Source organism: Aestuariicoccus sp. MJ-SS9 (genome assembly GCF_032586235.1).
Lineage (GTDB): Bacteria > Pseudomonadota > Alphaproteobacteria > Rhodobacterales > Rhodobacteraceae > Aestuariicoccus.
Map to the genome: position 1 here is coordinate 42142 of NZ_JAWHTD010000022.1, position 20565 is coordinate 62706.

Below are 20565 nucleotides of genomic sequence, written 5' to 3' on the forward strand. Positions count from 1 at the left end.
CTGACGGTGACAGGTTTTGCCACGCTGACGGCGCATCATTGAATTGTCAACGAATCTTCACCTGGGAGGGATCGGAATGCGTGTACTGAACCTGGAACATGCCCGTGTAGCACTGGCCCGCGGCCTGGCGCGGCAGGCAATGGAGGAGGCGGCTCGCGACGATGCAAACGCAGCGCGTATCCTGAACGAATTGCATCACATGGCGCCTAACCCGCGCAGCCGGCAGCGCTTTGCGGCGCGGCTGAGCGCGCGGCCGGGTGTGGTGCGGGCTCGGGCCGTGCCGGACGGGCTGGTGATCGTGCTGCGGACGCTTCTGAATGTGGAACTGCGCAAGAATGGCGTTGACTGCTTCAGCGAAGAGCGCATCGCCTGGACCCGGGTTCACGTCCGCAGCGGAAAGCGACAGATCAGCTTCGATCTGCACGCCGTGCATGCCACCCGCCACGTGCTGCAACGCCGAGTGGAGCGCTCGGATTGTTCGCTGGGCGATGTGCTGGGCGACATGGACGACGCCATGCTTCGGGCATTGGCGCGCCTCGTGCGGGGCGGAGTTCTGACTGACCGCGAGGATGACTACCTGCCGGCGCGCCGAGGTGTCTGGGCGGGTGGAACAGAATTTGCTGGCGTGGACCCGACGTGGGGGGCGGCATTCCGCGATTCTGTGCCGATGGAGGTCTTTGCGATCCGGACCTTTCTCGGCGAGGCGGAGATGCGTCCTACCCTGTGGCTAGGCTGGTCAGAAGTAACGGCGGAAGCGCGCGCTGCATGATTATGCGGGATGTGTCGATCGCCATTCCCCTAAGCAGTCCGTCAATAAATTGCTTGCCGGCTTTACCAGGCGGCGATGACCCGACCTCCGCCCTTGAATTTTGGATTGTATCGGCTCTTGAGGTAGCGATTGAAGAATTCAACCGCTTGGGACAGGGCATCGACCTGATCATCGTTTACGCCCGCCGGAAACGCCCGAAGTTCGGGGATCAGGACGTCCAGCCAGGGTGCGTTCTCTGGCAGGAGAACTTTTCCCGCTGCCACGGTTACCATCGCTTTTGACATGCGAACGTCCTTCGGGTGCCTGGGCGACCATTTCTGAATGAGTTTGGTCCGAATTTCCGGCGGGTAGGCGTCCCAGAGTACTTCCAGAAGGGCCGTGCCGCTGGACGCTTTTTCGATTACAACGAAGTCTGCTGCGCTTTTTTCCTGGGCCGACCTAACCTGATTCACGAGGGTCGGAAAGTTCCAGAACCCGCGGTAGTTTGCACATAAATACAATCTGCCGTCGGTCACCTGATAAAGCTGGATCACGGAATAAGAGCCCGACTGGGATCCGGTCGCGGCGTCTATGCTCAGGAACTTGGCGTCGTATTCCCTTGGAAGGGTATTATAGCGCTGAAACAGGCCGATATCGATTTCGCCGCCGCCAGCCGGCACCGGCTGCTGTTGATACTGAGCCAGATACGCCGCCTCACCCATCCTCTTTCTTTGCGTATCGAGGAAGTCCTGGCTCAGGCGTTCAGGGTCGAGCAGCTGGCCTTGCTCGAACACGTAATATTCATCCGGACCGATCTGATACCTGGTGTCCCGCTCCGCAGCGGCCGGAATTATCAATCTGGCCCAGCGTTCCTGTTCCCCAACATGGGCGGCAAGATCAAAGACTGACAGGCGCTGCATCACATTAACGATCGCGCTCTTGCCCGGGTCCATCAGCCGCGTCGACAGAGAGTTGTCGTACCAGCGCGTCACGCGTTCACACGCGGTCTGCAAGGTTGCTTCGGCTGCATCATGAGGGTCGTCCAGAATAATGATGTCGAACCCTCTTCCGGTGACCGAACCGTGGGTCGAAACAGACGCGCGTCCGCCACCCGCCGAAGTCACAAAGTTCCTTTCGTTGTCCTTTTGCGGCGCGCCTGACATGGTCGGAAACACAGCCTTGTACCAGTCGCTGTCGACAATTTTTCGGAATTTGGCGGACAGGTCGAACGCGAGTTCGTTGTTGTGAGAAACGACCGCGATCGAAAGGCCGGGATTATGCCCGAGAAGAAACGCGACCCATGCGATAGAGACAATAACGGACTTCAGCATGCGGGGCGGCACGTTTATCATCAGCCGCCGCTCGTTGCCATTTGCAACCTGTTGCAGTTGGTAACAGATGGCATGGATATGCCAGTTGTCCTCGAACGTCCGCCCCGGGTGGAGCGCTTGAAACACCTTCTCTACGAATGCCGGAAAGAACTGCCTGAGTAGGGCCTGGACCTCAGAATTTGTCGGTTTCGTCATTGCCGACCCCTCCCATCTTTTCGACGATGGCCTGATCGGCATATTTGAGCAAAAGTCGGATATCATCGTCCGACGCCGGCAGTTCCCGTGAGTCCTTCGCCTCGGCTGCCGGCAGGTGCAGGTTCACTTGTCTCAAAAGCTCGGCGAGTGCCCGGGGGTCGCCCGATAGGGCATCTCCAACAAGACGCTTGGCGAGGGCTTCCATCTTGGTGACCTTGGACACGACGCCTTGCTCGGACAAACTGACCTCTCGGTCGAGTTCGTCCTGCAGGACCGACTTGAATGATTTGGACCCTTTCGGCCGCCCGCCGGGATTGCCGGACTGGCCCGGCTTGAACCTTGAGTGCTTTGGCGGATTGCCGTAGCCGACAACATCGGGCGTATCGCGATCTTCCGCCATCAGAAACCCTCCGAGCCAGGTGTCTGCGGGGCTGACCCGCTACAATCCGTCTCATGGCGCCGGTCTTGCATTATGGCGAAGCCAAGGCCGGTTTCGGCATGCAGAGCTTCCAACCCCGTCAAGCGCTGCCAGCGGTCGATGGTGACGTCGACATAGGCGGGCGAGATATCCATACCGAGACAGGCGCGGCCCGCCCGTTCGGCTGCCAGAAGCGTGCTGCCGCTTCCAAGAAAAGGATCGAGGACCTGATCGCCGACCTTTGTCACGTCGAGGATCACGTCCTGCAGAAGCGCCACCGGCTTGACGGTCGGGTGCACCGTAAAATCGTCGGCCTCGGTCTTCGTGCCGCCTGTTGCACCGCCGTATTCCCAGACGTTCGTCCGGTTCCGCCCGTGTTTACCAAGCTCCACGTTGTTCAGGTGGGGCTCGCCGCGCCGCTTGCCGATGAAGACAAGCTCGTGGCGGGACCGATAGAGCGAGCCCATGCCGCCGTTCGTCTTTACCCAGACCGCAAGGTTTATCTGCTCAAGGTCGAGGCGGCGGAACGCTTCGCGTAACTCATCAATGTGCCGCCAGTCCATGAAGCAGTAGGTGAGCCCGCCTTTGGCAAGGGAGGCCACGCCATTGCTCAGGGTGTGCACGAGGAACTCCGTGAAGTCGGCCCCGGTCATTTCCCCTGATGCTTCCGTAAACTCCGCAAATCCGCCTTCCGCACTTCGTACATGCCCGTTGATAGGCACGTTGTAGGGCGGGTCAGTTAGCAGGAGCGACGGGCTGTCCGACTGCAGCAGACGCTCGAAGCTTGCCCCATCCCTTGCGCTGGCGCAGAGAACCCGGTGCTTGCCCAGAAGCCACAGGTCACCTGTCCGGGTGACGGCAGGCGCATCGGATCCAGACGGGTTTCCAAAGTCGTCCAATGGGTCGGTTTCGGACGGACTGCTGACCCCGAATTCGAGAATGCTGTCGATCTCGGCTGGTTCGAAACCGGTGATCGTTACGTCAGTGCCGAATTCGAGCTGATATGCGAGCTCGATTTTAAGCGCGAGCGGGTCGAATTCCCCGGTGGTGGCGATTTTGTTCAGCGTGACCCTCAGCAGCCGGACTTCTTGTTTTTCGAGGTGGTCGATCTGGATACACGGGATCGTGGCCAGGCCAAGTTGCTTTGCGGCCTGATACCTGCTGACGCCGTCGATGATTTCGCCAGATCCTGCGATGAGCAGGGGGACGACGTTGCCGAATTGCTTAATTGATCTGGCGACCTTCTGGACCTGTTTCTTGTTGTGCTTTCTGACGGGATTTTTCGGTGGCTCAAGGCTGTCGAGAGGAACCTCTTTCAGCTCGAGCATTGGAGCAAGGTCATTGCGCTTGCTGGTATCCGGCGAGTGCACAGCCGGTGAGTTGGGACTGCTCATGGCGGCCTCCTTGAATAACAATCAGGGAAGACGCGATGAGAAGTCGACCAGGCCGAGACGGGAAAGCCGAAGAACGGTCATCCATCGCTGTCAACGGGGCACCAAAATTCTCGGCCGGGCACCTCGCCACGAGGAAACGATAAATCGAGCCGTGTTCTCGGTCAATGAAATTCTTTATCTATTGCATATAGTTAGACAAACGCGCTGACGGGGGATAGCCCGGCGCCTGATCGTGGAGCTTGACTTGTGAACGCGTGCAAGCGTGTGTCGTTAACAGCCTCTGCGGCCGTCATACGGGCTTGACGCCAACCCAAACCTTTGCGTCACCATCTGCGGCTCCGGCAGGTGGTGTCATGCGGCATGTGAAGGCCAAAAGCAGCGCAATGATCCGAGGCGGCGGGGATCGGCGCAGATCGCGGGCATTCATTACCAATTTCCCTGTTAAATTCCCTGTTCTGAGGGAAATCTCGCGGAGACTGGATAGCTCAAGACTGCGTGCACAGCCAGTCACATCCCTCTCTGAACAGCATGTCCAAATAGCGCGGATTTTCCGCCAGATTTCGGCGCCTTGTCATCCTGGTCTCGATAGTGAGACGCCCCGTACGTGCGATTTCGTATGCGTTTCGGGCGTTGGTCTCAGTACGGCGCGAGACCCGGTGCGCTTTGCGCTAGAATTCCCTGCGTGCAGGGAATTTGCAGGGAATTTTTCGGAGACGATAAGACACTGATTTATGCAAGCGGAGTGCGCTCAGGGGAGATCAGTGAAGATGCCGGCACCGCTTATGACTCCACGTCAGTTGCCGATGCCGAACATGCGTTCCTGAACGTCCCATGCCAGCGGCAACGGTTTCCTGACAAGGCGCTCGAGCGTGAGATCCGGGGGCTGCGATCCGGCGACGATGGCGGCTTGGATTTTGGGCGACAAACCAGAGAGGGGAATGACCCGTGCGATGTAGCGTGCCGAGAGCCTTTCGGTTTCAGCGAGTTGGGAGAGGGTCGTTCCGGTCTTAATGGCCGCGGTCCAGCGCTGTGCATTGCGTAGTCCGCGCAGCAACGTGGGATCTGGCGTGGGCGCAAGATCCCCGGCGACGATCTTCATCTCGACGCCGCGCCGCTTGCACGTGAAGGGGGCTTCGAAGAACAGGAGACCGTCGACCAGATCGTCAGCCGGAAGACCGGCGGCATTTGACACCACCGTCCGGTCCAGTGAGATGGCAAGCTGTCCGCCGCCGATGGCGATGCTTGAGATCAGCGGTGCAGCACGAGCTACGCCGTCTTCACCGATCTCTTCGGCCAGTGCCTGGACTGCCTGCGCTGCAGCAGAGGAGGCGAGCGCCCCGGCGTCATTCAAAACCGCGTGTCGCCGGGCAGCCTCCGAAAGATGCCCTGCAATGATGCGGGCGACGGCCGCTTCAAGGGCCAGCGCGGAAAGGCGCCACCCGCTCGGGTCCGGGCCGCCGGTGATCAGCCGGTTGGAGACGTAGTAGCGCAGGCGCTTGCCATGACGGTTGGTATGGGTGGGCGTCAGGGTGTCTCCGGTCTCGTCCCGCAGCTTGCCCTTCAGCGGCGCATCACTCGTGAGCGTCGTGCCCGGGGCCGCGCCACGCCGGCGCGCGCTTGTCGCCACCAGGCGGTCCTGCACCCGGTCCCAGAGGGTCTGCTCGATGACCGCCGGATGGGTGCCGGGCCATGTCTTCTTCTTGTGGCGGATCTGCCCGAGATAGACCGGGTTGGTCAGCAGGTGGTAGATCTGGCCCCGCGTGAGCGCATTGCCGCCCTGAACGCGGCCGGTGGAGAAGTGATGCTGCTTCGAGCGCAGGTCGAGACGCGCCGCTTCGCGCACGACCGTGTTCAGGCAGGCATGCCGGTCGTAAAGCTCGAAGATCGTCGTGACGACCTCCGCTTCCGTCTCGTTGACCACCAGTTCCCGGCGCATCGGGTCGGGATGCCCGTCATAGCCCAGCGGTGGGATGCCGCCCATCCAGAGGCCCTTCTTCTTCGAGGCGGCGATCTTGTCACGGATCCGTTCGGCGGTGACCTCGCGTTCGAACTGCGCGAAGGACAACAGCACGTTCAGTGTCAGCCGCCCCATCGACGAAGATGTGTTGAAGGCCTGCGTGACCGAGACAAAGGAACAGTTTGCCGCCTCCATCCGCTCGACGAGTTTTGCGAAGTCGGCCAGAGAGCGGGTAAGCCGGTCGATCTTGTAGACCACCACCATGTCGATCCGGCGGGCATCGATCTCCGCCAGCATCCGCGCCAGGGCCGGCCGCTCCATGGTCCCGCCGGAGATCCCGCCGTCATCGTAGCGTACGGAGAGCGCTTTCCAGCCTTCATGGCGCTGGCTCGCGATATAGGCGGCGCAGGCCTCGTGCTGGGCATCGAGGGAGTTGAAGTCCTGGTCGAGCCCCTCCTCTGACGATTTCCGCGTGTAGATGGCGCAGCGGATCCGGGATGTCGTCATTTGCTGGCCTTTCTGTTGAGGCCGAAGAACCGCGGCCCCGACCAGTTTGCCCCAGTGATCTCGCGGGCGATGGCCGAGAGCGAGCGATAGTGCTGTCCGTTCCAGGCAAATCCGCCGCCCAGGACGTCGACCACGTGGGTCTTGCCGTTCCATTCGCGCAGCAGGCGGCCACCTGCTTTCAGCGTCGGGCTGGGAGCTGCTTTCCTGCGGTCTTCGGGGCGGGAGATTGCCGCTTGAACCTGCTTGGACAGCCCGCCGAAACGTCGGGTCTGCAGCTCTGTTGCCAGGAAGCAGCGCAGGAAGCGGCGGCTCAGGCCCCTAGGGGCAGGTGAGCCGAAGAACTCGGACCAGGCGGCGATCAGAGCCGCCCGGTCCATGGCCTCGATCTCTGTCACGGTCGGGAGCCTCATGCCTTCTCCGGGGCCGTCGTGATCCGATAGTGCGGTGCAGCACCGGCTTTCTTTGCGGGCAGGCGGTCGATCGTATAACCGGCCTTGCGCAGGGTGCTGAGCGCGGCCCTGACGGAATGCTGCTGCCAGCCGGTGGCCTCCTCCAGCGTAGCAATGTCGGCGCCGGTCTTGCGCGACAGAAGCTTCCGAACCATGGCGGACTTGGTCTCGCGCGGGGAGGTGTCGGGGTTTTTGGTCATTGGTGTCTCCTCGGGTTTGGCGGGCCCGGCGACATGCCGGCCCTACCGAGGCGCGCCCGGACTGCGAACCGGGCTCGACACCAATGACGCTCTGTTCGGCTGCGAAGTCCAGCCCTTGGTCGTGAATTGCTCTCCCCCATCTAAGCGTTTGTCAACCAATGAAAAAATGCCTTGCGCCTTCGCTCCGGAAGGGCTATTCTTCCCATATCCCGTCGTAGCAGGAGGCTCCGACCACCGATCACGCAACCCACCCGGGTGCGGAATGGATTGGCTGGTTGTTGCCGCTGTTTCTATCGCTCCCAGCCTCATTCTCGCACCCCGGTCGAAACCGAAGGAGGCTAGGGTTTGAGCAACTCATCCGAAAACACCCCTGAGAGTGACGGGGCGGCTGTGCCGGGACCAGGTGACGGACCGAAGCCGTCCGCGCATGGTCCGGCGACCGGCCCCATACAGCACGCCAATTCTCATGGGCAGAACGATCTCTTCCGCGAAATTGCTTTGGTCTGGTTGGCAGTCAATCTCATCGACGCGGCACCGCGTCGGGTCCGGCGCGCGCTGGCAAGCCAGGAAGAGGCCGTCGTGCAGTCCATCGCACGCTTCGGATTCCGGATCCCGATCCTCGTTCGAACGACGCCCAGTGGCGATCGATACGAGGTGGTCGACGGGCACATGCGGCTCGCCGCGGCGCGCAGGCTCGATGCCGATAAGGTGCCGTGCATTCTTGTCGATGACCTACCCGACCTCGAAATCCGCCGGCTGGCGCTGTCGCTGAACAAGCTGCAGGAGACCGGCGCCTGGGATGACGATGCGCTCAGGCTGGAGATAGGCGAGATTATCGAGATCGGCGGCACCATCGAAATTCCGGGCTTCGCCTTGCCGGAGATCGAGGCTCTTCGGTTCGCTTCCGAAGATGGCTCAGAGGCAGATCCCGCCGATGATATCTCTCCGCTGGTTGCAGACAGGGAGGGCGCCGTCGTGACCCAGCGTGGTGATGCCTGGATCTTGTGGGATCATGTGATTGTCTGCGGGTCTGCCCGTGATGGTTATATGCTGGTGTCGGCGATGACGGGTTTGAATGCCGACGCTGTCTTTACAGACCCTCCCTACAATGTCCGGATCAAAGGGCATGTCCGTGGAGCGGACGCAGGCTTTGCCGAGTTCGCCGAGGCGTCTGGCGAGATGTCTCGCAAGGAGTTCACGGCTTTTCTGCAAGAAACGCTCGGCCAAGCCGCCGATAGCCTAAAACCCGGCGGTGTTCTCTTTGCCTGCATGGACTGGCGCCATGTCCGGGAGATGACAGAGGCGCTCGAGGCGCTGAGCCTCGAGTTGCTCAACATCTGTGTCTGGGTTAAGGCCCAACCGGGCATGGGCAGCCTCTATCGCAGCCAGCACGAACTCGTTTTCGTGGCGAAACGCCCGGGCGCCAGCCATCAAAACAACGTACAACTCGGCAAGTTCGGTCGAAACCGCTCGAACGTCTGGACCTATGCCGGCGCGACCGGCGGCCGGGCCGATGCTGATGACGACTTCGCTTTGCATCCGACGGTCAAGCCCATCCGCATGGTCATGGAGGCGCTCCTCGACGTCACAGATCCTGGAGACCTGGTACTGGATCCCTTCCTCGGCTCTGGCACGACCTTATTGGCGGCCGAGCGCACACGACGGCGCTGCCTCGGGGTCGAGATCGAGCCCAGCTACGTCGATCTCGCGATCCGGCGCTGGCAGGAGATGACGGGCGGCGATGCCGTTCACGCCGAGAGCGGTGCGCGTTTCCATGACTTGGCCGTCAAGGCCATGCAGGACACGCGTCAGTCCGGTTCGGGCACGGAGGAGGACTTCTGATGGCCGAGGACCCAACAAAGCCCAAGGACTATGAAGTTGGCTACGGCAAACCGCCCAAGCCAACCCAGTTCACGAAGGGAACGTCAGGCAATCCAAGCGGCAAGAAAAAGGGTAAGGGGCTCGCGCACTATCTTCTGGAAGCCGGCGAAGAGGAGAAGGTGTTTCTGCAGGATGGGCAAGAGGTTGTCATGCCGGCAAATGCCGCCCTAGCGAAAAAGATCTACGCGGACGCAATCAAGGGGAAGCATCAGGCCGCCAAAATCGTCTTTGACGCGGCAAAGGCCGTTGGTGGGGATGTGCCGGACGCAGACCACGTGTTGAGCGGGCCGGAGGAACTCGAAGTCGCGCAGACGCATGACGAATGGTTGAAGCTCATCAAGGATCTTAAGAGCGAAGCTGGTGAGGGTGATGCGGATGACTGATCGGACGCCCCGCGAGCAGTTCGCGGTCAGCATGGCAGCCTTGCTGCGCAACAATCTTCATGCGTATGTACACCGCGCGTTTCTCGAGCTTCACCCCGGTACGGCGTTCCTTACGGCATTCTACATCCGGGCGATCTGTTACGAGTTGGAACGGGTGGCGCGGGGAGAAGTCCGGCGCCTCCTCATCATTCTCCCGCCAAGGCATTTGAAATCGCACTGTGCCAGCGTGGCCTTTTCGATCTGGTTCCTGGCCCGCAACCCCTCGATGACCGTGGTCGGGGCGAGTTATAACGCAGATCTTGCGCAGACATTCAGCGCACAGGCTCGCAGGCTTCTTGAGGCGCCCTGGCATAGCGCGGCATTTCCCCAGCTTCAGCTCGATCCGCGAAAAGCCTCGGCTGAGGAACTGCGGATACGTCACTTCGGGGGGCGCCGGATTGCCACGTCCGTCGGCGGCACGTTTACTGGCAAGGGCTCGAACCTGACGATTATCGATGACCCGCTCAAGGCTGATGACGCGTTTTCGGAGGCGAGACGGGATGACGTCTACGACTGGATCACATCGACGGTCATCAGCCGCTTCGACGACCCGAAACGAGGTGCCCTCGTCGTCGTCGCGCAGCGCCTTCACATAGACGATCTTGCCGGCCGATTGATGGAAACTGGCGACTGGCACGTTCTGCAGCTACCGGCCATTGCGCCCGTATCGCAGGCGATCGACATCGGTGAAGGCTTGATCTGGAATCGTGAGCGCGGGGAGTTGCTCCATCCGGAACGGATCGACGAAGCGACGCTCGAGCAGATCCGGAAAGAGTTGGGGACGGCAGCGTTCGAGGCCCAGTATCAACAGCAGCCCGCCCCGGCCGAAGGTCACATCATCCGGCCGGAGTGGTTTGGATCATACCCGAAAGCTCTGCCGCGCAAGCAGTACGAGGCGGTCGTCCAGAGTTGGGACGTTGCCGTCGTGCCAGGCAATTCGAACAGCTTCACGGTCTGTACCACGTGGGGGCTTATTGAAGACAAGATCGACCTCATCGACGTGACAAGGGTGCGCTTAGAGATGCCCGACATCGAGCGTCTTGCACACAAGCTGTACCTGAGCTGGCGACCAAACCTGGTCGTGATCGAGGCGTCTCACACGGGAGTTGGACTTTACCAGTATCTCCGGCAACGTGGTATTTGCGAGGCTAGAACAAGCACGCCGAAAGGATCGAAGGAGGAGCGGATGTCCGTTCTCACGCCCATGCTGGAAAGCGGGCAGGTCCGTTTGCCGACTGCGGCCCTTTGGCTTGAGGCCTTCCTCGAAGAATGCGGCCAGTTTCCGTTGGGCAAGTTCGACGATCAGGTCGACACGTTGTCGCAGATGCTGCGCGTGGTCAGGAAGGGCACACATGAGCTCCGGCACTGCACCCGGTACAAGACGAAATAGCTTGAAATCCGCAGTTCGGAGTCGGGGACTGGCGCGCCGCGGGTCATGCGGCGGCCTGGATGCCGCTGGCCAGCATCTCGCGCGCAAGGCCGTCGAGGCCGTCGACGCGCAGTCGGACGTTGAGCCCATCGGTGCCGATGTCCACCCGCTGGACCAACAGCGCGACGATGCGCGCCTGCTCGGCGGGGAACAGTTCGTCCCAAAGCGGGTCGAGCTGCTGCAGGGCTGCGCGGGCGTCGGCCTCGGTAATGATCATGGTGAACTGGGTGGAGGGGCGTTCATAGGGCGCCCATCACCTCTTAATCCACCTACCCAGCGTAAGAAATCCAGAAAGCAAACGGAACCGGTGCTACGGCCAAGCTGACGGTCGTGACAAAGGGCCAGAACCCGAAGACACCGCTTTTTCCCGCCAAGAATGCCAGTCCACCTCCGCCGCCCACAAGGGAATTGCCTGGCGTGTTGAGTGCTATCGCCAGGACGAGGTACCGGTTTCGAACCAGCTTTGACCCGAAGGACGACGGTATAGTGCGTGCCAGAATGGTCTCGCGCTCGTCTGCCTTCGCCTTTCCGAGTTTGGCAATGAAGCCAGAGGTCTTGTCCAACCCGAGCCAGGAAAGGACGCGGACGAGGTATTGCACCGGTACAAGCGCCGCCATGCAATACGTCAGCGAAAGCGCCAGTACCATGCCTGCATAGACCAGTGGCGCGGCCTTGCCGCCGAAGATGAGAAGAAGCGCAAAGCCGATTTCTGCACCCGGAACGAATGGAATTGCGGCCGTGATGATGAAAGCCACTAGAGCCAGCATCACAAAACGATGGATGATTGGCTCGTTCATGGGCCGCATCTCCGGTAACGTGATGTCACGTAGGATCTCGCTCAGAACCCATCCTCCCACGAGCAGAGTTGCATAGACGAGAAGTGCCCTGCGTGCCGCCCACAGCCGATCTAGAAACGCGCGCATGCGGGATTCTGATCGGGGTCCGACCGCTCGACCCTTTGGTGGATTGCCTCGAGCTCGATGTCGTGCGGGCGATTACGGTCACCGATGAAGACTATCTCCCGACGGGAGGTCCAGTACCATCTGCGGCGCTCCCACTGGATCGACACACGGATAGAACCGTCCTGCCGAACAAGCCCCGAGTACGCGAAGCGACCGCGCGTTTCACTCTCAAGTGTTCCGGAAAACGCGATCCCGTCTTTCGTTTCTTCGGCAAGGTACTCCCCTGGCATAAACCCACAGCGCGTGCAGATGTCCGACCAGAAATGCCCATCCTCGAAGAACAGTTCATCTGCCAGGTCAGGTTTCTCGACCGGGCCGATCATCCCTTCGAAAGACTTTCCGTCGAGCAGGCCGGTCGCCCCGACCTGTGCGGAGAAAAGGACCCACGCGGCGAAGGCCAGTGCGGTTCGAGGTGCCATAGGCATGGTTATTGGTCCTCGATGCTCACTGTCCGGGGCAAGCGTAAGGTACAGTGGCCCCTCGGCGCAAATCCTGCGACGCCTCCAAGCTTCGCTTGTTCGCGAACCGGCCGGGAGAAATCAGGAAAAACAAGAGTGGGGCGCCGTCGACAAGAATAGACCTGTTCCACAACCTGACTTTATTGCGCCGTCGCGGCGCGTGCTCAGGGGCTGTTCGAGCTCCAGAAGCATCTGTCGAAATCCACATATTCCTTCATGTCCTCGGTTCGCCCGACTGGCACCAACCGCGAGCATCCCTCGAACGACTCGAAGTTTTCAAACACCGACACCACACCTGTCCGGTCTGTTGTCTCACCTTGCGCGCATAACCGCTCTCCAGGCGCCAGATGAGCCACCGCGCGCTCACCCCCGGGGGCTTCGGCAACGAAGACATGTTGCTCCGGGCTCGTGTTGCGAACGCATACGGCATCGGCCGGCGTACCGCCGACCTCCGCCGCCGCATTGCTTGCCGCGAGCGTCAGAGCACCGAGGGTGACCGTTTTGAAAACCATGCAGGGAGTATGGTCTCGCCCGATATGACCGGTCAATTGGGCGGACCAGAATCCGCGAACACGCGCAGTCAAGGAATCGTGACAGACTGAAACGTCAATCTGTCTTACGCTGGGACAACCAGCAACGAGGAGGAAACCAAGCATGAGGACGATGACCGCATGTACGACCGGCATCGCCGCGTTAGCGCTGAGCGCCGGAATGGCTCTGTCCCAGGATGCGCCCTTCGGCAGCGATGCCGATGCGGCCTACGCCGAATTGCTCTGGTCCATCATGGAAGAGACCAAGCTTGCCGGAGACGGAATGCTACGCAGTTTTCCGTATGAGGGTGTCGCTCCACACGGAATGATGCTGGAGACGCTCTATACCGAGGCCACGGTGGATGGCCATACTGGCGATCTCGTGGTCAAGCGCAATTACGGCCCCGAGGGCGTGAGCATCGACGCGGTCCTTTCGGATCCGGATACCCATCTCGCCGCGGTTACCGTCATGTTCCGCCGCGAAGCCGGTTTCGACCCCGACAATGCGGACTGGTTCTGGGTCAAATACCTGCCAGACGGATCGCTCGACAAAAACCCGGCTGGCATGCGCCTTGCCGGCAAGGTTGCAAAAGGCATGGATGCCGGATGCATTGCCTGCCACACGGGCGCGGGTGACGACATGCTCTTTACAACCGATCACCTGGCGGCCGACTAACCGGGTCGTATATCGTTCATTTGGTTTCCGTAGGGGGCGACCCGGCCCCCTCCCTCGGATCACACGGTGGCCCGAGCGTGAAGGGCCGTCGAATTTGCCGACGTGGTTGCAGAGCTACGCGTAATCCTGCCGCTGACGTGCCGTGCCAGTCTCATCAAGTGCCGGGATGTGTGGGGGAAATCGAACTGCTCTAAGCGGTATCGAGGTCTTCAGTTTCGTAGCGCTTCGACATCCCGGGCGATATCCTCGGCAATCCGTTCGACCTTGTCTGCTGCATCGCTTCTCTGCGCGTAGGCCCGTAGGCCGAAGATCGCTGCCTGCAATCGCGCCGCCAGCCGCTCCGGATCGGCATCCGAAGCGATCTCGCCTGCGTCGCGGGCCGCCCGGAAGGCTTCGGCAAAGGCGGTCTCGGTCTGCCGCATCATGTCCTCGACTGAGCGGCGCAGCTCCGGCTCATCCTCCGGTGTTTCCAGCAGCGTCTTGACCAGCATGCAAGCGCGCGATGGAGCCGCAGCTCGCACGATCCCGCCCAGCATCCGCACATGCGCCGCCAGCCCGGCAATGGGTGAACTCGCCTGTGCCATCGTATCCTCCAGCGCCGAACGCCCGGCCGTGGCGTAGCGATCGAGCGCCGCGCGAAACAGCGCCTCTTTTGAGCCGAAAGCTGCGTAGATCGACCCCGGCCGCATATCCAGCGCGCGCTCCAGATCCTTCAGAGAGGTGGTGTGATAGCCCCGCGCCCAGAACAACTCCATCGCCGCCTTGAGAACCGCGTCCCTGTCATAGGTGGCCGTTCGCCCCATTTTCCGCTCCGCTCTCAATTGAGTGAACACTCAAAAAATATCTTGAATGACCGCTCAAGTAAAGCTATCTTCCGTTTTTGAACGATCACTCAAGAAAAAGAGGGAGCCGACATGACCGACTTCACCAAGCACACGATGGACACCGCCCCCGAAGAAAGCCGCCCGCTGCTGGAAAATTCGCAGAAAGCGTTCGGCCGCATTCCCGGCCTGCACGCCGTGATGGCCGAGGCGCCCGCGCTACTTCAGGGCTACCAGCAGCTGCACAAGCTCTTTGCCGAGCAGACGAGCTTCGACAAGGATGAGCTGACCGTGGTTTGGCAAACCATCAACGTCGAGCACGAGTGCCATTACTGCGTTCCGGCCCACACGGGCATCGCGAAGATGATGAAAGTCGACGACGCCATCACCGACGCGCTCCGCGATGAGACACCTTTGCCCAACGAGCGGCTCGAGGCGCTGCGTACCTTTACACTGGCCGTTGTGCGTGGCCGCGGTAATGTCGACAACGAGGCCGTGCAGGCTTTCCTCGACGCGGGCTTCACCAAACGGCAAGTGCTCGAAGTCGTTCTGGGCGTCTCGCAGAAGGTGATGTCGAATTACACCAACCACTTGGCCGAGACCCCGGTTGACGAACCGATGAAGGCCTTCGCCTGGGAAAAAGGTCGCAAGGACGCAGCCTGAAGGCCCAGCTTGCCGGAGGGAGGGCCGGCCGAAAGCCAATCGAACCCGGCATCAATAGGATGCCGGGTTTTTTCGCAAAAACTGCATTCTGCACAGCCACCAAATTGACTCAACGTTGATCTCGTCGGCACGGAACCATCGTCCAGCGTCATGCCCACCCCACGCGAATCCGTCACGCTCAGTTTTTGAAAGCATCCCATGTCCGACGCCACGTCGCATCTCCTGCTGCCCTACATCCTCGCGGCGCAGGCCCAGAAGCATGTCACCCACAACGAGGCGCTGCGGATCCTCGACGGGCTGGTCCAGCTTTCCGTCCTCGACCGCGACCTGACATCGCCCCCGGTGAGCCCTGCCGATGGTGACCGCTTCATCGTCGCATCGGGCGCGACGGGCGATTGGGCGGGCTGGGACCTGAACGTCGCGCTCTGGACGGATAGCGCCTGGCTGTGTCTGCCGCCCCGGACCGGGTGGCGGGCTTGGGTCGAGGATGAGGGCCTGCTGTTGGTCTACGATGGTGCCGGTTGGGTCGGCACCACACCGGCGGCGCTGCAGTACATGGCGCTGCTGGGGCTCGGCACATCCGCAGATGCGTCGAACCCGTTCTCGGCCAAGCTGAACGCCGCGCTCTGGACGGCGAAAACCGCAGCCGAGGGCGGCACGGGCGATCTGTTCTTGCGGCTACGCGCGCGGCGACGGCACCTACTATCGCGCGCCCTGCCCGTAAGGGCCTGACGCAGGTGCGACACGAAGCAAGGCGGGGGAGATCCCCGCCTTTTTCATTTTTGTGTCAGGATTCATGACCAGAACATGACAACAGCAGCGAGAGCGCAAGTGGATATCCGGCAGAGCCAAGGTGTACGCTGAGCGGACATGGTGGGTAGCGCTGCTCCTGCACTTGAAGATCGAAGAGGTGGTCATGCCACTCGCTTCGATGCGTCATGTGATGAAACCACGAAAGCGATCTGACAGCCTCACCGACATTACTTTTTCAAGAAGCCATTGCCATCGCGAATCTTGGAACCTTACCGGCATGCCGCCGTTCCCCGCCGAGAAGAAATGCAAAGTCCTGGAAGGAGGCCGCATGACCTATCGCATCCTGGCAACCACCACCGCAGTTGCTCTCGCCCTGGCAACGTCTGCCCAATCGCAGTCGGTAGATGCAAATTCGCCCGTTGACATGAAAGCCGAAACAAGCACCGCAGGCGCGAACAGCCAAACCGAAGCCACCGCAAGCGTCAACGGAGAGGCGACGGCCGACGGTTCCGAAAACATTTTGGTGCAAGGTGCTGAAGCCGTGGAGGGCGCAGTCGAGGAGACGTACAGCGCGGGCAGCGATATTTCGGCGAAGCTTGACGCGGCTCTGACTTCCGACGCCGTCGTCATGTCCAAAGACGGTGACGTGATCGGCACGGTCAGTGATATGAACAAAGCAGAGGGCCGCGTCCGCATCGACTTTGATGGCGAGATGGAGTCCTATTTTGATCGCCAGGTTGAAGGCGTGATCATGCCGGTTCAGTCGCTCAAACCTGGAGAAGAAGGGCTTGTCCTTGCAATGAACCGTGCGGACCTTGTCGCAGCGGTACAGTCGCAGGTTTCGGCAAACGCGGAAGCAAGCAAGTAAATCGTACCGTCTCAGGTTAAGTTGGCGGCCGCGCCTAATGGTGCGGCCGTTGGCGTTTTGAGTACACGAGCAGCCACAATAGGATTTGCCATCGCAATAATTAAAGGTTCGAAGCACCTACCGGCGGAGCGAACGAGCCTCTCATGAAATTTTCAAGAATCAGGCGCAGGATGCCCGCTGCATTTGTCTGAGTAATTCGCGCTCGGTATTCGATGTGCAAAAGCGCTTTGACTATCCGTTCTGAAAAAGGTGCCTCGCAGGCAATGCCGGTTGCACGACTGCGCGCCAGAGGGTCGACAATCGGCGGGACCTTGCCGAGAAGCGCCGGATAGAATGCTTATTTCTGCGAAGGGCATGGAAAGATGGTTTCGACAAGAAACTTTGTCCGCGGGGCCACGTTCCCTCCGTGCACGCCGCATGAACGGCACTGTCAACTTGAGCGGCTTGATCGGGGCAGGGCGGCCGCGTAGCGTCTTGCAATGACCAAACCACACCTGTTTCGCGGCTTTCGAACGAGCCCGGAGATCATCCGCCTGGCGGTGATGATGTACATCCGGTTTCCGCTGTCGCTTCGGAACGTCGAAGACCTGCTACACGAACGCGGGATCGAGGTCAGCTACGAGACGATCCGGTTTTGGTGGCACCGGTTCGGTCCGATCTTCGCGTCCGAGATCAGAAAGCGCCGGATCGGCTCGATGCGATCGAGCCGCTGGCAATGGCACCTCGACGAGGTGTTCGTGAAGATCAATGGCGAGACGCATTACCTGTGGCGCGCCGTGGACCACGAGGGCGAAGTGCTGGAAAGCGTCGTGACGAAGACGCGGGACAAGAAGGCGGCTCTGAAATTCATGAAGAAATTGATGAAGCGCCATGGCAAGCCGGACCGTGTGGTCACCGACGAGCTGCGCTCCTATGGTGCCGCCATGAAGGTGATTGGAAATGCCGATCGGCAGCGTACGGCGCGCTGGATGAACAACAGAGCCGAGAACTCACACCAACCATTCCGACGAAGAGAGCGGGCGATGCTCCGGTTCCGGCGGATGCGAAGTTTGCAGAAATTCGCCTCCGTTCATGCCTCCGTCTACAACCATTTTAATCAGGAACGCGGCCTCTCAAGCCGGCACATCTTCAAGGCAAACCGCGCCGCCGCTCTCGCCGAGTGGCGCGGTCTCTGCGCGAATTAAGGGACAGCCATCCTGCCCTTGCTGAGACGGGTTCGAAACAGTCTGACAGCGCACGCGAAAGGCATGTCGAACCAAAAGCTTGATCAGCTTCTCGGGGCCTTCATCAGAAAACACCCGCACCTAGAGCAGCACCTCTTCGCCGATGCGGGTATCCGCCTTATGTACACGGACAGCCAGATCGCGGAACAGGTTCACCGTCACTTCACTGAACAAGGGGTGCCTGTGCTGTCTGTTCACGACAGTTTCATAGTGGACTATACGCGGGTGGGAGAGCTTCGTCAGGTGATGGCCGAGGCGTCCGAAGCGGTCGTGGGCAAGCCTCTTGAAGTGGCAGGTGCGGCTGGTCTTGATGATGTGCTTGGCAAACCGGATTTCCCGATCCTAGACTTCATCGCGTACCGTCAAATGGTGCGATCCGAGGGTTATCTCACGCGGCTAAGGGCTCACGAAGAGCGCGTTGGTCTGATCGTCACGCCCTACGACCGTACCCCCTAACCTCTGGATGTTCCGACCAGCGGTGAACGTCTAGGGGGCGGGAGTGCCATCGGTTCTCGATGGGGGGCATGGTGTTCTCCAGGGGGAAGGGGGGGAGCAGCTACAACTTCTCCCTCTCTCTATGTTCTTGTTCTTCATTACTTATACCTATTCCTAGCCCTTATAACCCCCATGATGAGAATAGGCTGGGCGCTCCCCGACAGCACGAGAATGGCTCTCCGGGAACTGGGGCACTTTTCGGGGGCAGTTTCCCGCCACCGGGTGCCTCGGGTGCTTGATTAGTTGGTCCGGGAATGGCTGGCTGGGGTGGTAGGAGACCTTGACCCTCGATGATCCGTAACGAGAAATCCCAACGATCCGGGAAACTGGGGCGGTAACGGGGGCAAAAAGAAAGCAAGGTGGGGGTCCCCCGGCCCGAAGGCCGAGGGTGTTGTCAGGGCAGTCTCCTACGGACCACGTAGTCGGCCAGCCACTCCCAGTAGCGGTCGGCGGTGGGAATTGACGATCCACCGACGCGGAGTTCTGGCCCTTGATCAATGTCAACGCGAAAGGCCTCACGATGCACACAGTAATTCGAAATTTTGAAGGATGATGAACACCGGGGGGCTCGCACGATGACAATCGAATATTCGACCCATATTTCCGTCGAAAACGAGGGCAGCATTGCTGGTCCGGGCGTTGAGCGTTATGTCGGCCAAACCTTTGAGGCACTGCCCGGATACGCTCAGGAACTGACCGTTCAGCTTGGGTTTCACCCAGTGAACCCGTGGGAATTTCTCCCAGTGAATATGCGGCTTCTCATCGTCGAACAGAGCCAGCTTGAGGATGGCTCGTATGGAACCGAAGTCCTTTTCGAAAGCGTAACATTCCAATCCCCATCCACCCAAACCCTTATTTTGCAGGACTTTTCGTTTGCCCTGGGCGATCTGGAATTTGTACCCGGTGAAACCTACGCCTTCGTTCTAGATGCATTTGTCGAAGTTGAGAGCAACAACAATGTCGGTGCCGCGACTGTTGGCGTAGCAAGCATCCTTGGCGAAGATCGCTATGCCGATGGGAATATGTTCAGCATCAACCTCGGGCCATTCCCAACCGGGACGCGTGAAGACCATTTTTCCGAAGGCCTTTCCAGTTATTTGCAGGAACAAGATCTCTCGTTTTTCATGGGATTTTCTGACAGCGCAGGAACTGGCCTGATCGGAACAGATGAAGCTGACCGTATCTTTGGCGGCAAATCCTCTGCGGCTATTGATGCCTTAGGTGGAGATGACTTTGTTCGTGCCGGCGCAGGCTACGACACAGTGATCGGTGGCAACGGGCATGACACGATTATGGGCGGAGCGGGCGATGATAATATTGGCGCTGGCGCGGGCAGTGACTTCGTCTTGGGCGGTGACGGCAACGATAGTCTAGGTGGCGGGCCGGGCGACGATACGGTCGACGGCGACGCGGGTGATGACGTGATTGGCGGGGGCTCAGGCAATGACACACTCCGCGGCGGTGAAGGCAATGATTTAGTAAACGCCGGGCCGGGCAATGATCTATTGAGCGATTACGAAGGGTCGGACACGATGGGTGGTTCATTCGGCAGGGACCGCATTCTCGGCGGCACCGGCAACGACAGCTTGGGCGGCGGCTCTGGCAAGGATGTAATCTGGGGCGAAACCGGCGATGACAGCCTTGGTGGCGGTGCCGGCGACGACACGATAGCCGGAAGTAGCGGAGACGACTTCCTTGCAGGTGGCGGCCGCAATGACTCAATCGAAGGCGGGCCAGGCAACGACACTATCAACGGTGGCGACGGTGATGACACGATGACAGGAGGCAGCGGGTCTGACGTGTTCGTGTTTAACTTCTTCAAGGATGGCGATGAGGACGTCATTACCAATTTCAAGGTCGGCACCGACAGCTTCCGCATGGTCGGGGTGGAGAACGCGCCGGGATCGGGCCTGCAGGGCAAAGTGGACGCGCTCAACATCACCGACACCGCCGGGGGCGCGCTGTTCGACTACCAGGGGCATACCGTTCTGATCGAGGGCGTGGCGGCGGCTGATCTGACGGTGGAGGATTTTACGTTCCTCTGATCCCAAGACGGCTGGTGGCGGACCTTCTGCCATCGGCCTTGGGCTGCTTAATGAAGCCGACGGTATTAATGGCTAAAGAGGGAAACTTGATGGATTTGCCAGCAGATATTTCAACGCCGGCCACGCTCGAACCAAACACT

21 protein-coding genes and 1 pseudogene are annotated in these 20565 nt (G+C 60.3%); 11 read left to right on the forward strand and 11 right to left on the reverse strand.

The genetic code is table 11. From position 1 onward, the window contains the following. The first annotated feature begins 76 nt into the window (after positions 1 to 76). The gene (locus RXV88_RS14595; protein WP_316294125.1) at positions 77 to 769 is read left to right on the forward strand and encodes a hypothetical protein; all 693 of its coding nucleotides are present in this window, start codon (positions 77 to 79) and stop codon (positions 767 to 769) included. A 62-nt stretch (positions 770 to 831) separates the two neighbouring features. Here the strand turns inward: RXV88_RS14595 and terL (RXV88_RS14600) are convergent, their stop codons facing one another. The 6 genes from terL (RXV88_RS14600) to RXV88_RS14625 form a co-directional block, all read right to left on the reverse strand. Further along, positions 832 to 2274: a phage terminase large subunit gene (gene terL, locus RXV88_RS14600; protein ID WP_316294128.1), complete on the reverse strand. Its 1443-nt coding sequence runs from the start codon at positions 2272 to 2274 to the stop codon at positions 832 to 834. Next, entirely contained in the window at positions 2252 to 2674 is a 423-nt protein-coding gene (locus RXV88_RS14605; protein WP_316294130.1) for a DUF5681 domain-containing protein, read from the reverse strand. The genes terL (RXV88_RS14600) and RXV88_RS14605 overlap by 23 nt, the downstream gene beginning before the upstream one ends. Then, positions 2674 to 4086, reverse strand: coding sequence for a site-specific DNA-methyltransferase (locus RXV88_RS14610; RefSeq protein ID WP_316294132.1), 1413 nt, complete (start codon positions 4084 to 4086; stop codon positions 2674 to 2676). The genes RXV88_RS14605 and RXV88_RS14610 overlap by 1 nt, the downstream gene beginning before the upstream one ends. Positions 4087 to 4879: 793 nt before the next feature. Next, positions 4880 to 6550, reverse strand: coding sequence for a recombinase family protein (locus RXV88_RS14615; RefSeq protein ID WP_316294134.1), 1671 nt, complete (start codon positions 6548 to 6550; stop codon positions 4880 to 4882). Next, the gene (locus tag RXV88_RS14620) at positions 6547 to 6945 is read right to left on the reverse strand and encodes a DUF2924 domain-containing protein (RefSeq protein WP_316294136.1); all 399 of its coding nucleotides are present in this window, start codon (positions 6943 to 6945) and stop codon (positions 6547 to 6549) included. Before RXV88_RS14620 ends, RXV88_RS14615 begins: the two co-directional genes overlap by 4 nt. A gap of 11 nt (positions 6946 to 6956) precedes the next feature. Next, positions 6957 to 7199 carry a DUF3489 domain-containing protein gene (locus RXV88_RS14625; RefSeq protein ID WP_316294138.1) on the reverse strand — a complete coding sequence of 81 codons (243 nt, stop codon included), beginning with the start codon at positions 7197 to 7199 and terminating at the stop codon, positions 6957 to 6959. Positions 7200 to 7544: 345 nt separating this feature from the next. On the opposite strand from RXV88_RS14625, the gene RXV88_RS14630 reads away from it, so the two are divergent. The 3 genes from RXV88_RS14630 to terL (RXV88_RS14640) are packed head-to-tail and all read left to right on the forward strand — an operon-like array spanning position 7545 to position 10892. Then, entirely contained in the window at positions 7545 to 9041 is a 1497-nt protein-coding gene (locus RXV88_RS14630) for a DNA modification methylase (protein ID WP_316294140.1), read from the forward strand. Then, on the forward strand, positions 9041 to 9463 hold the full coding sequence (locus RXV88_RS14635; RefSeq protein ID WP_316294142.1) for a DUF5681 domain-containing protein: 423 nt from the start codon (positions 9041 to 9043) through the stop codon (positions 9461 to 9463). Before RXV88_RS14630 ends, RXV88_RS14635 begins: the two co-directional genes overlap by 1 nt. Next, positions 9456 to 10892, forward strand: a complete 1437-nt coding sequence (terL, locus tag RXV88_RS14640) for a phage terminase large subunit (protein ID WP_316294145.1) — start codon at positions 9456 to 9458, stop codon at positions 10890 to 10892. Before RXV88_RS14635 ends, terL (RXV88_RS14640) begins: the two co-directional genes overlap by 8 nt. Before the next feature lie 43 nt (positions 10893 to 10935). Here the strand turns inward: terL (RXV88_RS14640) and RXV88_RS14645 are convergent. From RXV88_RS14645 to RXV88_RS14660, 4 genes and pseudogenes are all read right to left on the reverse strand, one after another. Beyond that, positions 10936 to 11142 (reverse strand): annotated as a pseudogene (locus RXV88_RS14645) (recombinase family protein); the annotation flags it as partial. Positions 11143 to 11200: 58 nt separating this feature from the next. Beyond that, positions 11201 to 11728 (reverse strand): hypothetical protein, encoded by a 528-nt coding sequence (locus tag RXV88_RS14650; protein ID WP_316294147.1) that lies wholly within the window; start codon positions 11726 to 11728, stop codon positions 11201 to 11203. Between the two features lie 110 nt (positions 11729 to 11838). Then, positions 11839 to 12318 carry a hypothetical protein gene (locus tag RXV88_RS14655; protein ID WP_316294149.1) on the reverse strand — a complete coding sequence of 160 codons (480 nt, stop codon included), beginning with the start codon at positions 12316 to 12318 and terminating at the stop codon, positions 11839 to 11841. Positions 12319 to 12515: 197 nt separating this feature from the next. Then, positions 12516 to 12863 carry a hypothetical protein gene (locus RXV88_RS14660; protein WP_316294151.1) on the reverse strand — a complete coding sequence of 116 codons (348 nt, stop codon included), beginning with the start codon at positions 12861 to 12863 and terminating at the stop codon, positions 12516 to 12518. A 142-nt stretch (positions 12864 to 13005) separates the two neighbouring features. On the opposite strand from RXV88_RS14660, the gene RXV88_RS14665 reads away from it, so the two are divergent. After that, positions 13006 to 13557 (forward strand): hypothetical protein, encoded by a 552-nt coding sequence (locus tag RXV88_RS14665; protein ID WP_316294153.1) that lies wholly within the window; start codon positions 13006 to 13008, stop codon positions 13555 to 13557. Between the two features lie 209 nt (positions 13558 to 13766). On the opposite strand, the gene RXV88_RS14670 is transcribed toward RXV88_RS14665, so the two are convergent. Continuing rightward, positions 13767 to 14360, reverse strand: a complete 594-nt coding sequence (locus RXV88_RS14670; RefSeq protein ID WP_316294155.1) for a helix-turn-helix domain-containing protein — start codon at positions 14358 to 14360, stop codon at positions 13767 to 13769. A gap of 111 nt (positions 14361 to 14471) precedes the next feature. Between RXV88_RS14670 and RXV88_RS14675 the strand changes: the two genes are divergently transcribed. From RXV88_RS14675 to RXV88_RS14700, 6 genes are all read left to right on the forward strand, one after another. Further along, the gene (locus tag RXV88_RS14675; protein WP_316294158.1) at positions 14472 to 15041 is read left to right on the forward strand and encodes a carboxymuconolactone decarboxylase family protein; all 570 of its coding nucleotides are present in this window, start codon (positions 14472 to 14474) and stop codon (positions 15039 to 15041) included. A gap of 198 nt (positions 15042 to 15239) precedes the next feature. After that, a complete protein-coding gene (locus tag RXV88_RS14680) occupies positions 15240 to 15773 on the forward strand; it encodes a DUF2793 domain-containing protein (RefSeq protein WP_316294160.1) in 534 nt (177 codons plus the stop codon). 163 nt (positions 15774 to 15936) lie between these two features. Next, on the forward strand, positions 15937 to 16662 hold the full coding sequence (locus RXV88_RS14685; protein WP_316294162.1) for a hypothetical protein: 726 nt from the start codon (positions 15937 to 15939) through the stop codon (positions 16660 to 16662). A gap of 479 nt (positions 16663 to 17141) precedes the next feature. Next, positions 17142 to 17846: an IS6 family transposase gene (locus RXV88_RS14690; RefSeq protein WP_316294165.1), complete on the forward strand. Its 705-nt coding sequence runs from the start codon at positions 17142 to 17144 to the stop codon at positions 17844 to 17846. Positions 17847 to 17909: 63 nt separating this feature from the next. Continuing rightward, the gene (locus RXV88_RS14695; protein WP_316294167.1) at positions 17910 to 18341 is read left to right on the forward strand and encodes a hypothetical protein; all 432 of its coding nucleotides are present in this window, start codon (positions 17910 to 17912) and stop codon (positions 18339 to 18341) included. 614 nt (positions 18342 to 18955) lie between these two features. Continuing rightward, complete coding sequence (locus RXV88_RS14700) at positions 18956 to 20425, forward strand: calcium-binding protein (RefSeq protein WP_316294169.1); 1470 nt, start codon at positions 18956 to 18958, stop codon at positions 20423 to 20425. Positions 20426 to 20565: the final 140 nt, after the last annotated feature.